Here is an 11839-nt window from a genome sequence, read left to right as displayed (position 1 = left end):
GCTCAACCGCCGATGTAGCTCATCTCGACGCGGCGCCCGCCCGGGCCGGCGTCGGCCGGCAGGCTGCCCCGCAGCTGTGAATAGCGGTCGGCGCGCCCTTCCCAGATGCGGGCGATCGCGCCGGCGAGTTCCTCGTCGGCGGCGCCGCCGCGCACCAGGGCCCGCAGGTCGTGCCCCTGCGTGGCGAACAGGCAGAGGTACAGCTTGCCCTCGGTGGACAGGCGGGCGCGGTTGCAGTCGCCGCAGAAGGCCTGCGTCACGCTGCTGATCACGCCCACTTCACCCGCGCCATCGGCGTAGGCCCAGCGCTGGGCCGTCTCGCCCGGCGCGGCGGCCTCCAGCGGCACCAGCGGCCACTCCTGGGCGATGTGCCGCACCACCTCGGCCGAGGGCAGCACCTCGTCCATGCGCCAGCCGTTGGTGGCGCCCACGTCCATGTACTCGATGAAGCGCAGCACGATGCCCGTGCCACGGAAGTGCCGTGCCATGGGGATGATCTCGTGCTCGTTGGTGCCGCGCTTGACCACCATGTTGACCTTGATGGGCCCCAGGCCGGCGGCCTTGGCCGCGTCGATGCCGGCCAGCACTTCGGCCACCGGGAAGTCGACGTCGTTCATGCGCCGGAAGACCACGTCGTCCAGGCCGTCCAGGCTCACCGTGACGCGCTGCAGGCCGGCTTCCCGGAGCGCACGCGCCTTGCGGGCGAGCAGCGAGCCGTTGGTGGTGAGTGTGAGGTCCAGCGGTTCGCCCTCGGGCGTGCGCAGCGCGGCCAGCTGGGCCACCAGCACCTCCAGGTTCTTGCGCAGCAGCGGCTCCCCGCCGGTGAGGCGGATCTTGCGCACGCCATGCGCCGCGAACACGCGCGCGATGCGGGTGATCTCCTCGAAGCTAAGCAGGTCCGCGTGCGGCAGGTAGGCGTGGTCCTTGTCGAACACCTCCTTGGGCATGCAGTAGCTGCAGCGGAAGTTGCAGCGGTCGGTCACGCTGATGCGAAGGTCGCGCAGGGGCCGGCCGAGCTGGTCACCCAGCAGGCCCGTGGGCGTGGCGGCAAGGCCGCGCGGCGCAGCCACGCTGCGCTGGTCGAGGAGGGGGATGACGCGGTCGGTCATGGGATGCGATTGTGCCTGCGCCCAGGCCCGTGGGCGGCCCGGGCCGGGATGACCCTAGACGCAGCGCGCGCCGTCGACCTCGATGCACACGCCCGAGATGAAGGCCGCCTCGTCGCTGGCCAGGTACAGCGCGGCGTTGGCCACGTCCAGGGCGGTCGAGAAGCGACCGAGCGGGATGGTGGCCCGGAACTTCGCCCGCCGTGCCTCGTCCACCGGGCCGCCCGCGAACTCGGCCGACAGGCCGGTGTCGGGGTTGAACACCGGGTTGATGCAGTTGACGCGGATGTTCTCCGGCCCGAACTCCGCGGCCAGCGACTTGCTGGTGGTGATGACGGCACCCTTGGAGCCGTTGTACCAGGTCAGCCCCGGGCGCGGCCGCACGCCGGCCGTGGAGGCGATGTTGATGAACACGCCGCCGCCATTGGCGCGGAACGCGGGCACCGCATGCACCGTGGCCAGGTAGATGCTCTTGACGTTGATGGCGTAGACGCGGTCGAACTCGTCCTCGCCCACCTCGAGCGCCGGGCGGTTGCGGTGCGTCCAGCCCGCGTTGTTGACCATCACGTCCAGCCTGCCGTGGCGCTGCAGGGCGGCATCCACCAGGGCCTTCATCTCGGCCGACTTCGTGACGTCCGCGGCGAAGAAGCTGGCTTCGCCGCCGGCAGCGCGGATGGAGGCCGCGACCCGCTCGCCGGCCTCGGCGTTGATGTCGTTGACGAGGATCCGCCCGCCCTCCTGCGCAAGCCGCCGGGCGATGCCTTCGCCGATGCCGCCGCCGGAGCCGGTGACGATGATGGATTTGCCTTGCACTCGCATGCGTTGATCTCCTGGTGGTGGTTCAGCCGTGGCGGATCGCCACGGTCTTCAGGGTCGTGAAGCCGTACAGGGCCTCGAAGCCCTTCTCCCGTCCGTGGCCGGAGGATTTCACCCCGCCGAAGGGCAGTTCCACCCCGCCGCCGGCGCCGTAGTTGTTGATGAACACCTGGCCGCTCTTCAGGCGCCGCGCCATGCGCAGCTGGCGGCCGCCGTCGCGCGTCCACACGCCGGCCACCAGGCCGAAGCGGGTGCCATTGGCCAGTGCGAGCGCCTCCTCCTCGTCCGTGAAGGGCAGGGCGGCGAGCACCGGGCCGAAGACCTCCTCCTGGGCCACGCGGTGCGTGGCCGGGACGTCGCGCAACAGGGTGGGCGCCTGGTAGAAGCCGGTCTCCGGCGCCTCGTCGACCACCCGGCCCTGGGCCATCACCGGGATGCCCGCGGCGTGGGCGTCGGACAGGAAGTCCCACACGCGCTGCTGCTGCGACGCGCGGATCAGCGGGCCCACGTCCAGGTCCAGGGCCGCCGGGCCCACGCGCAGGCCGTCGAAGGCCTGGGCCAGCCGTTCCAGCAGGGGCTCGTAGAGGTTGCGCTGCACCAGCAGGCGCGAGCCGGCCGAGCAGGTCTGGCCGGCGTTCTGCACGATGGCGTTGACCACCGCCGGCAGCACGGCGTCCAGGTCGGCATCCTCGAACACGATCTGCGGCCCCTTGCCGCCCAGCTCCAGCGTCACCGGGCAGTGGCGCTCGGCCGCGGCCTGCTGGATCAGGGTGCCCACCGAGGGGCTGCCGGTGAAGCTGATGTGGTCGATCCCGGGGTGGCGCGCCAGCGCGTCGCCGACCTCGTGGCCCAGCCCCGTGACGATGTTGATGGCGCCCGCCGGGAAGCCGGCTTCCGCCGCCAGCTGGGCCACGCGCAGGATGGACAGGCAGGCGTCTTCGGAGGGCTTGACCACGCAGCTGTTGCCCGCCGCCAGCGCACCGCCCACGCTGCGCCCGAAGATCTGCATCGGGTAGTTCCAGGGAATGATGTGCCCGGTCACGCCGTGCGGCTCGCGCCAGGTCAGCACGCTGTAGCCCTCCAGGTAGGGCAGTGTCTCGCCGTGGAGCTTGTCGCAGGCGCCGGCGTAGAACTCGAAGTAGCGCGCCAGTGCCTGCGCATCGGCGCGGGCCTGCCGCGTCGGCTTGCCGCAGTCACGCTGCTCGATGGCCGCCAGCGCCTCCGCATGCTCGGCAATCTTGTGCGACAGGCGCATCAGCAGGCGCCCGCGAGCCGCCGCGTCCAGCCGGCCCCAGGCCGTGTCCTGGCCGTGGCGCGCGGCCTGCACCGCGGCGTCCAGGTCCTGCGCGGTGCCGCGCTGGATCTGGTCGTAGACCTGCCCATCCGACGGGTCGACCACGGGCAGGGTGCGGCCGCTGGAGGCCGGGCAGGGTGCATTGCCGATGAAGTGGAATTGCATGAGAGCCATTCTGCCGCGCCGGGTGCTTGCGCAGAACCCGCGCCGCACAGGGCGATGCCCTGCCGTCGAAGCGCCGGTGCTCGCCCGGGGCCGGGTGGGACGCGGCGCCCCGTCGCTCAGGCGCCGACCGGCCGGAAGGCCTGGGCGTGCTCGGCCAGCCAGCGCACCGATGCGCTGCTGTCCTGCTGGCTGGGGTGGAAGTCGTGCCGCAGGTACTCGCGCCAGGGGCCGCGCAGCCCGGCGACCAGTCCGTCCTGGCCGAACAGGTGCTGCCAGGCGCTTTTCCAGGTGGCCAGGCGCCAGAGCGTCCCGTCGCGGCGCAGGTTGGCCAGCGTCTGCCGTGCCAGGTCCGACAGCAGGAAGAAGGTGGCGCGGCGGAACCAGCGGATGCGCCACTCGTGCGTGCCGCCCAGCGCGTGGTACAGGTCGAAGGCGGTGTTCTTGTGCTCGGACTCCTCCGAGGCATGCCAGAGCCAGAGCGTGGCCAGGCGCTCGTCGTCCCGGCCCAGGAAGGCCGGGTGTCGAAGCAGCCAGTCGGCGAGGATGGCGGTGAAGTGCTCGTTCGCGGCCGTGATGGCCACGGGGTGGCGCGCATCCAGCCCCTGCAGGCGCTTCATGCGGCGTTCCGCGCGCGGGCCCCAGGCATTGCGCAGGCCCTGCCGCTCCAGGTGCTCGTTGTAGAGGCCGTGCAGCCGGCGGTGGGTGGCTTCCTGGCCCACGAAGCCCTGCAACTCCTCGCGAAAGCGCGCCTGGCCCTCGGGCGGAAGTGCCTTGAAGCCCTCCCGCAGCGAATCGATGAAGAACTGCTCGCCGACCGGGAAGCTCATCGACAAGGCGTTGAACAGCGCCGTGCGGAAGGGGTCGCCGTCGCACCAGTGGGGCGCGATCGGGCGCTCCATGTCGACAAGCAGGCGGCGGACGACGAGCTGGCTCATGCTTAGGGGTTCCAGGCGGCAGGAACCCCGACTGTAGCCCAGGGACGCCGGGGCGGCCTGCCAGGCGCCCGGCATGAAAAAGCCCGCCGGCGGCGGGCTCGTGGCAACACCCGCCGGAGCGGGCGCGTGCCTGGCTTACTTGCTGGCGGCGGCCGCTGCCGGCGCAGCCTCGGCCGGCGCCGCCGCGGGCGCCGGGGCGCTTGCAGCCGGCGCGCTGACGGCCGACGGAGCCTGCACCGCGTGCGCGGGCGCGCCTTCGGCGCCGTGGAACTTCACCACCAGCGGCACGATGAGCAGGGCCACGATGTTGATGATCTTGATCAGCGGGTTGACGGCCGGGCCGGCCGTGTCCTTGTAGGGGTCACCCACGGTGTCGCCGGTGACCGCGGCCTTGTGCGCTTCGGAGCCCTTGCCGCCGAAGTTGCCGTCCTCGATGTACTTCTTGGCGTTGTCCCAGGCACCGCCGCCGGTGCACATGGAGATGGCGACGAACAGGCCGGTGACGATGGTGCCCATGAGCAGGCCACCCAGGGCCTTGGGGCCCAGCGCCAGGCCCACCACGATGGGGACCACCACGGGCAGCAGCGAGGGGATCACCATCTCCTTGATGGCGGCGCCCGTCAGCATGTCCACGGCGCGGCCGTACTCGGGCTTGGCCGTGCCTTCCATGATGCCGGCGATCTCCTTGAACTGGCGCCGCACCTCCACCACCACCGAGCCGGCGGCGCGGCCCACGGCCTCCATCGCCATGGCGCCGAACAGGTAGGGGATCATGCCGCCGATGAACAGGCCGACGATCACCATGGGGTCCGACAGGTCGAAACTGATGGTGCTGCCGAAGCTTTCCAGCTTGTGGGTGTAGTCGGCGAACAGCACCAGGGCGGCCAGGCCGGCGGAGCCGATGGCGTAGCCCTTGGTGACGGCCTTGGTGGTGTTGCCCACCGCGTCCAGCGGGTCGGTGATGTCGCGCACCGAGGAGGGCAGCTCGGCCATCTCGGCGATGCCGCCGGCGTTGTCGGTGATGGGGCCGTAGGCGTCCAGCGCGACCACGATGCCGGCCATGCTCAGCATGGAGGTGGCGGCCACGGCCACGCCGAACAGGCCGGCCAGGCTGTAGGCGACGATGATGGCCACGCACACGAAGAGCACGGGCCAGGCGGTGGACCGCATGGACACGCCCAGGCCGGCGATGATGTTGGTGCCGTGCCCGGTGGTGGAGGCCTGCGCGATGTGGCGCACCGGCGCGTACTGCGTGCCGGTGTAGAACTCGGTGATCCACACCAGCGCGCCGGTCAGCGCGAGGCCGGTGAAGCAGCAGCCGAACAGGCGCATCTGCGTGCCGCTGGCCGTGATCGCGTTGTCGGGCATCAAGGCTGTGGTGACGAAGTAGAAGGCCACCAGCGACAGCACGCCGGCGATGGCCAGGCCCTTGTAGAGCGCGGGCATGACGTTCTTCATGCCGGGCGAGGCCTTCACGAAGAAGCAGCCGATCACCGAGGCCACGATGGAGACGGCGCCCAGCGCCAGCGGGTAGAGCACCGCGCTGGCGGCGGCGTTCGCCACCAGCAGCGCGCCCAGCACCATGGTGGCGATCAGGGTCACGGCGTAGGTCTCGAACAGGTCGGCCGCCATGCCGGCGCAGTCGCCCACGTTGTCGCCCACGTTGTCGGCGATCACGGCCGGGTTGCGCGGGTCGTCCTCGGGAATGCCGGCCTCGACCTTGCCCACCAGGTCAGCGCCCACGTCGGCGCCCTTGGTGAAGATGCCGCCGCCCAGGCGCGCGAAGATGGAGATGAGCGAGGAGCCGAAGGCGAAGCCGATCAGCGGGTTCAGCATCTTGGCCAGGTTGGCGTCCGGCGTGAGCTGGCCGTTGCCGGCCAGGAACCAGTAGAAGCCGGTCACGCCCAGCAGGCCCAGGCCCACCACCAGCATCCCGGTGATGGCGCCGCCGCGGAAGGCGACGTCGAGCGCCGGGCCTATGCCGCGCGTGGCGGCCTGGGCGGTGCGCACGTTGGCCCGCACCGAGACGTTCATGCCGATGAACCCGCAGGCGCCCGAGAGCACCGCGCCGACCACGAAGCCGACGGCCGTCTGGCCGTCCAGGAACACGCCGATGAGGATCGCGAGCACCACGCCCACCATGCCGATGGTCTTGTACTGCCGCGCGAGGTAGGCCGCCGCGCCGGTCTGGATGGCGGCTGCGATCTCCTGCATGCGGGCATTGCCGGCGTCCTGGGACAGGATCCAGCTGCGAGCCCAGAAGCCATAAGCGACGGCCAGAAGGCCGCAGACGAGCGCGAGTATCAGCGCCGAGTTGCCAGTCATTCCAAGTTTCTCCTGTCGTGAGTCTGTTCTCTGCGAAGAGGCGCCACGCGAGCGGTGCCCCCGCTGCGTTGCTTCCTCTCGGCATCCCACGACGCAGGACCCGGATTGGCCAACGCGGCCACTATACGGGCAAACACGTGTCAGCGGCATGTCGCTTGCGAGCGCGAGCAAGGCTGGCGAAAGTAAAATCAGGGTTAATCCCGAGTTTTGTGTTTCTTCCCTGATCCAAAGCAACCACCATGTCCCTCGACCTCGTCTCCCCTGGCAAGCACGTTCCCGAGTCGTTCAACGTGATCATCGAGATCCCGATGAACGCAGACCCCGTGAAGTACGAGGTCGACAAGGAAACGGGCGCGATCTTCGTGGACCGCTTCATGAGCACGTCCATGCACTACCCGACCAACTACGGCTACGTGCCCAAGACCATCAGCGGTGACGGCGACCCGGTCGATGTGCTCGTGATCACGCCCGTGCCGCTGATCCCCGGCGTGGTCGTGACCTGCCGCCCCATCGGCATCCTGATGATGGAGGACGAGGCCGGCATGGACGCCAAGGTGCTGGCCGTCCCGGTCGACAAGGTGCTGGCCATCTACACCCAGTGGCAGAAGCCGGAAGACCTGAACCCGCTGCGCCTGAAGACCATCGCCCACTTCTTCGAGCACTACAAGGACCTGGAGCCCGGCAAGTGGGTCAAGGTCATCGGCTGGGAAGGCCCCGAGGCCGCCCGCAAGGAAGTGCTCGAAGGGATCGAGAACTACAAGAAGGCCAACGGCTGACCTGGCGCCCGGGCCGTGACAGCGGCCCGGCTCAGTCGGCCGGCGTGGCCGGCCCGCTGCCCTCGCGCCTGAAGGGCGTGCGCTGTTCCAGGTGTTCCAGGTAGCTCTCGACCGAGCGGCCCTCGCGCTCCAGGAAGCGCTCCACCGCGTCGGCGAAGTCGGGCCGGGCCAGCCAGTGGCAGCTGGTGGTCCGCACCGGCAGCAGGGCGCGCGCCATCTTGTGCTCGCCCTGGGCGCCGCCTTCGAAGCGGTCCCAGCCCTGTTCCAGGCACCATTGCAGGGGCTGGTAGTAGCAGGCTTCGAAGTGCAGGCAGTCCACCCGTTCCGTCGCGCCCCAGTAACGCCCATAGGCGGTGCGTGAGCTGGGCTCCAGCGCGATCAGGCTGCAGGCCACGCGCCGGCCCTCGCGCTCGGCGATGAAGAGCAGCCAGTTGTCCGCCATGTCCGCGGCCATGCGGGCGAAGAAATCCGGCGTGAGGTAGGGCGGGTTGCCGTGCTCCAGGTAGGTGCGCTCGTAGCAGCGGTAGAAGTAGGCCCAGTCCTCCCCCGCGATGTCGGTGCCGCGTGCCCATCGGAACGAAACACCGGCTTCGGCCACCTTGCGCCGCTCCTGGCGGATCTTCTTGCGCTTTTCCTGGTTGAGGCTGGCCAGGAAATCGTCGAAGCTTGTCCAGCCGGTGCGCGTCCAGTGGAACTGCACCGTGTGGCGCAGCATCATCCCCTCGGCCTCGCAGGCCGCGACGTCGGCCGCGTCGGCGAACAGCAGGTGCAGGGAGGACAGCTTCTTGGCCTCGCACCAGGCCAGCAGGGCCCGCACCAGGGCGCGCCGGGCCGGCTCGTCCACCGCCAGCAGGCGCGTGCCCGGCACCGGGGTGAAGGGGCTGGCCACCAGGGCCTTGGGGTAGTAGCGCAGGCCGTGCTGTTCGTAGGCGTTGGCCCAGGCCCAATCGAACACGTACTCGCCGTAGGAGTGGGCCTTGAGGTAGAGCGCGCACCCCGCCACCAGCGTGTCGCCCTGCCACAGCGTGAGCAGGCGCGGCGTCCAGCCCGTTCGCGGCACGGCGCTGCCGCTGTCGTGCATGGCGGCCAGGTAGGCGTGGCGCATGAAGGGCGTGGGTGCGGCCTGCTGCATCAAAAGCGCGTCCCATGCGGCGGCGTCCAGCGTGCCCGGCGTCTCGTGCACCCGGGTGACATAATCGATCGAGCCTTTTTTGCCTGCCGTCATGACCCTCAAACTCTGCATTGCCCAGCTCAACTTCGTGGTGGGCGACACGCAGGGCAACGCCCGGAAGATCGTCGAAGCCGCGCGCGCTGCCTACGAGCAGGGCGCACGCCTGGTGCTGACCCCTGAGCTCTCCATCTGCGGCTACCCGGCCGAGGACCTGCTGCTGCGCCCCGCCTTCATCACTGCCTGCGATGATGCCGTGAAAACGGTGGCCCGCGAGCTGGCGGGGTTGAAGGGGCTGCACGTGGTGGTGGGCCATCCCACGGGCGGTGACATCCGCAGCCGTTCGGTGGCTGTGCAGCGCCGCTTCAACGCGGCCAGCGTGGTGTGCGAGGGCCGCGTGCTGGAAACCTACGCCAAGCGCGAACTGCCCAACTACCAGGTGTTCGACGAGCGGCGCTACTTCACGCCCGGCCAGGGCACCTGCGTGTTCCAGGTCGAGGGGGTGAGCGTGGGGCTCCTGATCTGCGAGGACGCCTGGTTCGAGGAGCCGGCCCTCCTGGCCCGCGAGGGCGGCGCCGAGGTGCTGGCGGTGATCAACGCCTCGCCCTACCACGTGGGCAAGGCGGCCGAGCGCATCGCCCGCATGGCCGAGCGTGCCCAGGCGCTGCAGGCGCCCGTGGCCTACGCCCACCTGGTGGGTGGCCAGGACGAGGTGGTCTTCGACGGTGCCTCCTTCGTGGTGGACGCGCAGGGCCGGCTGGCGGCGCGCGCGCCCGGCTTCCGCGAGGACCTCTTCATGGTGGAGTTCGAACGCACGCAGGACGCGCTTACCGTGCGCGGCCCGGTGGCGCCCGAGCCCAGCCCCGAGGCCGAGCTCTGGGATGCGCTGGTGCTGGGCGTGCGCGACTACGTGGGCAAGAACGGCTTCCCCGGCGTGCTGCTGGGCCTCTCCGGCGGCATCGATTCCGCGCTGGTGATGGCGGTCGCGGTGGACGCGCTGGGACCGCAGAAGGTGCGCGCGCTGATGATGCCCTCGCCCTACACCGCGGACATCTCCTGGATCGACGCCCGCGACATGGCCCAGCGCATGGGCGTGCGCTACGACGAGATCTCCATCGTGCCCGAGTTCGAGGCCTTCAAGGCCTCCCTGGCGGCCGAGTTCGCCGGCCGGCCCGAGGACACGACGGAAGAGAACATCCAGGCGCGCATCCGCGGCGTGTTCCTGATGGCCCTGTCGAACAAGTTCGGCAGCATCGTGCTGACCACCGGCAACAAGAGCGAGATGGCGACCGGCTATTGCACGCTGTACGGCGACATGGCGGGCGGCTTCGCCGTCATCAAGGACCTGCTCAAGACCACCGTCTTCCGCCTGGCCCGCTGGCGCAACGAGAACGACCCCTACGGCCGCGGCGCCGCCCCCATCCCCGAGCGCATCATCACCCGGCCGCCCAGCGCCGAGCTGCGGGCCGACCAGGTGGACCAGGACAGCCTGCCCCCGTACGAGGTGCTGGATGCGATCCTGCGGCGCTACATGGAGGAGGACGAGGGCGTGGAGCAGGTCATCGCCGCGGGCTTCGAGCGGGCGCTGGTGGAGCGGGTGGCCCGGCTGGTGCGGATCAACGAATACAAGCGCCGCCAGGCGCCGGTGGGCATACGCGTCACGCACCGCAGCTTCGGCAAGGACTGGCGTTACCCCATCACCGGCAAATTCTCGGCCTGAGGCCGCAAGCCCTGCCATGACGCGCTATCCTACGGCTGAACGCATCAACGCCTGAGAACGCAGAGGGAACCCATGAAACAGATCACCGCCGTCGTCAAGCCCTTCAAGCTCGAGGAGGTGCGCGAGGCCCTCGCCGACTGCGGCGTGACCGGCCTGACCGTGACCGAGGTGAAGGGCTTCGGCCGCCAGAAGGGCCACACCGAGCTGTACCGCGGTGCGGAGTACGTGGTCGACTTCCTGCCCAAGGTCAAGGTCGAGGTGGTCGTGAAGGACAGCGACGTCGAGCGCTGCGTGGACGCCATCGTCAAGGCCGCGCGCACCGGCAAGATCGGCGACGGCAAGATCTTCATCACGAGCGTCGAGCGCGTGGTGCGCATCCGCACCGGCGAGACCGACGAATCGGCGGTCTGAGCCCCGGGCCGGGCCGCGCCGCCTGCGCACGGGCGCACGCGCCCGTTGCGGCCCGGCCTGCGCCGTGCGCCAGCTGCTGGCCCGGCTGCAGCCGCTTCAGATCTGGTCCAGCCCCAGCCCCGCCGCGCCCGTGCCGCGCGCGTCCACCAGGGCTTCCAGCAGCGCATCCGGGTCGCTGCCCACGCGCACCAGGTCCATCTGCCAGTCCCCCATGAAGCCCTGGTCCACGGACCCGGCCAGGAAAGCCAGCAGCGCGTCGAAGTAGCCGCCCGCGTTGAGCACGCCGATCGGCTTGTCGTGGTAGCCGAGCTGGCGCCAGGTCCAGACCTCGAACAGCTCCTCCAGCGTGCCGATGCCGCCCGGCAGCGCGAGGAAGATGTCCGAGCGTTCGGCCATCATCTGCTTGCGCTGGTGCATGGTGTCCACCTTGTGCAGTTCGGTGCAGTCGAGCTTGGCGAACTCGCGCTCGACCAGGGCGTGCGGGATCACGCCCACGACGCGGCCGCCGGCCGCCAGCGTGGCGTCCGCCACCGTCCCCATGAGGCCGTTGTTGCCGCCGCCGTAGACAAGCTGCCCGCCGTGGCTGCCGATCCAGCGGCCCACGTGCGTGGCGAGTTGTGTGAAGCGCGGGTCACGGCCGGGGCGTGAGCCGCAGTAGACGCAGATGGAGAACTTCGGGTTCATGGCAGGTTGGAGAAGCGTTCCCAGAGGGCCGCGCACCAGATGCCCGCGCACAGCAGCAGGCTGAGCAGCACGGCGGCGCTGCCCATGTCCTTGGCGCGCTTGGACAGCGCATGCCACTCGGGGCCGATCCGGTCGACGGCGGTTTCGATGCCGGTGTTGAGCAGTTCGACGATCATGACGATGAGCACCGAGCCCGCCAGCAGGGCGGTCTCGACCCAGCTGCGCCCCAGCCAGAAGGCGGCGGGGACCAGCACCACCGCGGCCAGGGCCTCCTGGCGGAAGGCGGTCTCCTGCCAGCCGGCCTGCAGGCCCTGCAGCGAATAGCCGGTCGCGTGCCAGACGCGGCTCAGGCCGGTGCGCAGCTTCTGCGGATTGGCGGCGGGGGAGGGGATGACCTCGGGCGGCGTCGACATGGCATCGATTGTGCTGCAGCCCCGTG

General features: G+C 70.3%; 11 protein-coding genes. 3 read left to right on the top strand and 8 right to left on the bottom strand.

Annotated elements, in window-relative coordinates; all coding sequences use genetic code 11:
- Nucleotides 1-2: 2 nt before the first annotated feature.
- The 5 genes from moaA to IM725_RS06275 form a co-directional block, all read right to left on the bottom strand.
- Complete coding sequence (moaA, locus tag IM725_RS06295) at nt 3-1109, bottom strand: GTP 3',8-cyclase MoaA (protein ID WP_193779720.1); 1107 nt, start codon at nt 1107-1109, stop codon at nt 3-5.
- 54 nt (nt 1110-1163) lie between these two features.
- On the bottom strand, nt 1164-1925 hold the full coding sequence (locus IM725_RS06290) for an SDR family oxidoreductase (RefSeq protein ID WP_193779719.1): 762 nt from the start codon (nt 1923-1925) through the stop codon (nt 1164-1166).
- A 22-nt stretch (nt 1926-1947) separates the two neighbouring features.
- Nucleotides 1948-3381: an aldehyde dehydrogenase family protein gene (locus tag IM725_RS06285; RefSeq protein WP_193779718.1), complete on the bottom strand. Its 1434-nt coding sequence runs from the start codon at nt 3379-3381 to the stop codon at nt 1948-1950.
- Nucleotides 3382-3497: 116 nt separating this feature from the next.
- The gene (locus IM725_RS06280) at nt 3498-4316 is read right to left on the bottom strand and encodes a metal-dependent hydrolase (RefSeq protein WP_193779717.1); all 819 of its coding nucleotides are present in this window, start codon (nt 4314-4316) and stop codon (nt 3498-3500) included.
- A gap of 135 nt (nt 4317-4451) precedes the next feature.
- A complete protein-coding gene (locus IM725_RS06275) occupies nt 4452-6641 on the bottom strand; it encodes a sodium-translocating pyrophosphatase (protein WP_193779716.1) in 2190 nt (729 codons plus the stop codon).
- 239 nt (nt 6642-6880) lie between these two features.
- Here IM725_RS06275 and ppa point away from each other — a divergent pair, with 239 nt between their 5' ends.
- A complete protein-coding gene (ppa, locus tag IM725_RS06270) occupies nt 6881-7417 on the top strand; it encodes an inorganic diphosphatase (protein WP_193779715.1) in 537 nt (178 codons plus the stop codon).
- 31 nt (nt 7418-7448) lie between these two features.
- On the opposite strand, the gene IM725_RS06265 is transcribed toward ppa, so the two are convergent.
- On the bottom strand, nt 7449-8642 hold the full coding sequence (locus tag IM725_RS06265; RefSeq protein WP_193779714.1) for a GNAT family N-acetyltransferase: 1194 nt from the start codon (nt 8640-8642) through the stop codon (nt 7449-7451).
- Between IM725_RS06265 and IM725_RS06260 the strand changes: the two genes are divergently transcribed.
- Nucleotides 8641-10305: an NAD+ synthase gene (locus IM725_RS06260; protein WP_193779713.1), complete on the top strand. Its 1665-nt coding sequence runs from the start codon at nt 8641-8643 to the stop codon at nt 10303-10305. The genes IM725_RS06265 and IM725_RS06260 overlap by 2 nt on opposite strands.
- 72 nt (nt 10306-10377) lie before the next feature.
- Nucleotides 10378-10716, top strand: a complete 339-nt coding sequence (locus IM725_RS06255; RefSeq protein WP_193779712.1) for a P-II family nitrogen regulator — start codon at nt 10378-10380, stop codon at nt 10714-10716.
- A gap of 96 nt (nt 10717-10812) precedes the next feature.
- Here IM725_RS06255 and IM725_RS06250 read toward each other — a convergent pair whose 3' ends face one another.
- Both IM725_RS06250 and IM725_RS06245 read right to left on the bottom strand, forming a co-directional pair.
- Complete coding sequence (locus IM725_RS06250) at nt 10813-11400, bottom strand: LOG family protein (RefSeq protein ID WP_193779711.1); 588 nt, start codon at nt 11398-11400, stop codon at nt 10813-10815.
- Nucleotides 11397-11813 (bottom strand): diacylglycerol kinase, encoded by a 417-nt coding sequence (locus IM725_RS06245; protein ID WP_193779710.1) that lies wholly within the window; start codon nt 11811-11813, stop codon nt 11397-11399. The genes IM725_RS06250 and IM725_RS06245 overlap by 4 nt, the downstream gene beginning before the upstream one ends.
- Nucleotides 11814-11839 lie beyond the last annotated feature (26 nt).

It is taken from the genome of Ramlibacter aquaticus, from assembly GCF_015159745.1.
Classification (GTDB): domain Bacteria; phylum Pseudomonadota; class Gammaproteobacteria; order Burkholderiales; family Burkholderiaceae_C; genus Ramlibacter; species Ramlibacter aquaticus.
This window is presented reverse-complemented; position numbering and strand designations above follow the sequence as displayed.

Excerpts from the sequence above, each read along its gene's own strand:
- moaA (WP_193779720.1), bottom strand. The coding sequence starts at position 1,109 with ATGACCGACCGCGTCATCCCCCTCCTCGACCAGCGCAGCGTGGCTGCG.
- IM725_RS06275 (WP_193779716.1), bottom strand. The coding sequence starts at position 6,641 with ATGACTGGCAACTCGGCGCTGATACTCGCGCTCGTCTGCGGCCTTCTG.
- IM725_RS06290 (WP_193779719.1), bottom strand. The coding sequence starts at position 1,925 with ATGCGAGTGCAAGGCAAATCCATCATCGTCACCGGCTCCGGCGGCGGC.
- IM725_RS06260 (WP_193779713.1), top strand. The coding sequence starts at position 8,641 with ATGACCCTCAAACTCTGCATTGCCCAGCTCAACTTCGTGGTGGGCGAC.
- IM725_RS06265 (WP_193779714.1), bottom strand. The coding sequence starts at position 8,642 with ATGACGGCAGGCAAAAAAGGCTCGATCGATTATGTCACCCGGGTGCAC.
- IM725_RS06250 (WP_193779711.1), bottom strand. The coding sequence starts at position 11,400 with ATGAACCCGAAGTTCTCCATCTGCGTCTACTGCGGCTCACGCCCCGGC.
- IM725_RS06285 (WP_193779718.1), bottom strand. The coding sequence starts at position 3,381 with ATGCAATTCCACTTCATCGGCAATGCACCCTGCCCGGCCTCCAGCGGC.
- ppa (WP_193779715.1), top strand. The coding sequence starts at position 6,881 with ATGTCCCTCGACCTCGTCTCCCCTGGCAAGCACGTTCCCGAGTCGTTC.
- IM725_RS06280 (WP_193779717.1), bottom strand. The coding sequence starts at position 4,316 with ATGAGCCAGCTCGTCGTCCGCCGCCTGCTTGTCGACATGGAGCGCCCG.
- IM725_RS06255 (WP_193779712.1), top strand. The coding sequence starts at position 10,378 with ATGAAACAGATCACCGCCGTCGTCAAGCCCTTCAAGCTCGAGGAGGTG.
- IM725_RS06245 (WP_193779710.1), bottom strand. The coding sequence starts at position 11,813 with ATGTCGACGCCGCCCGAGGTCATCCCCTCCCCCGCCGCCAATCCGCAG.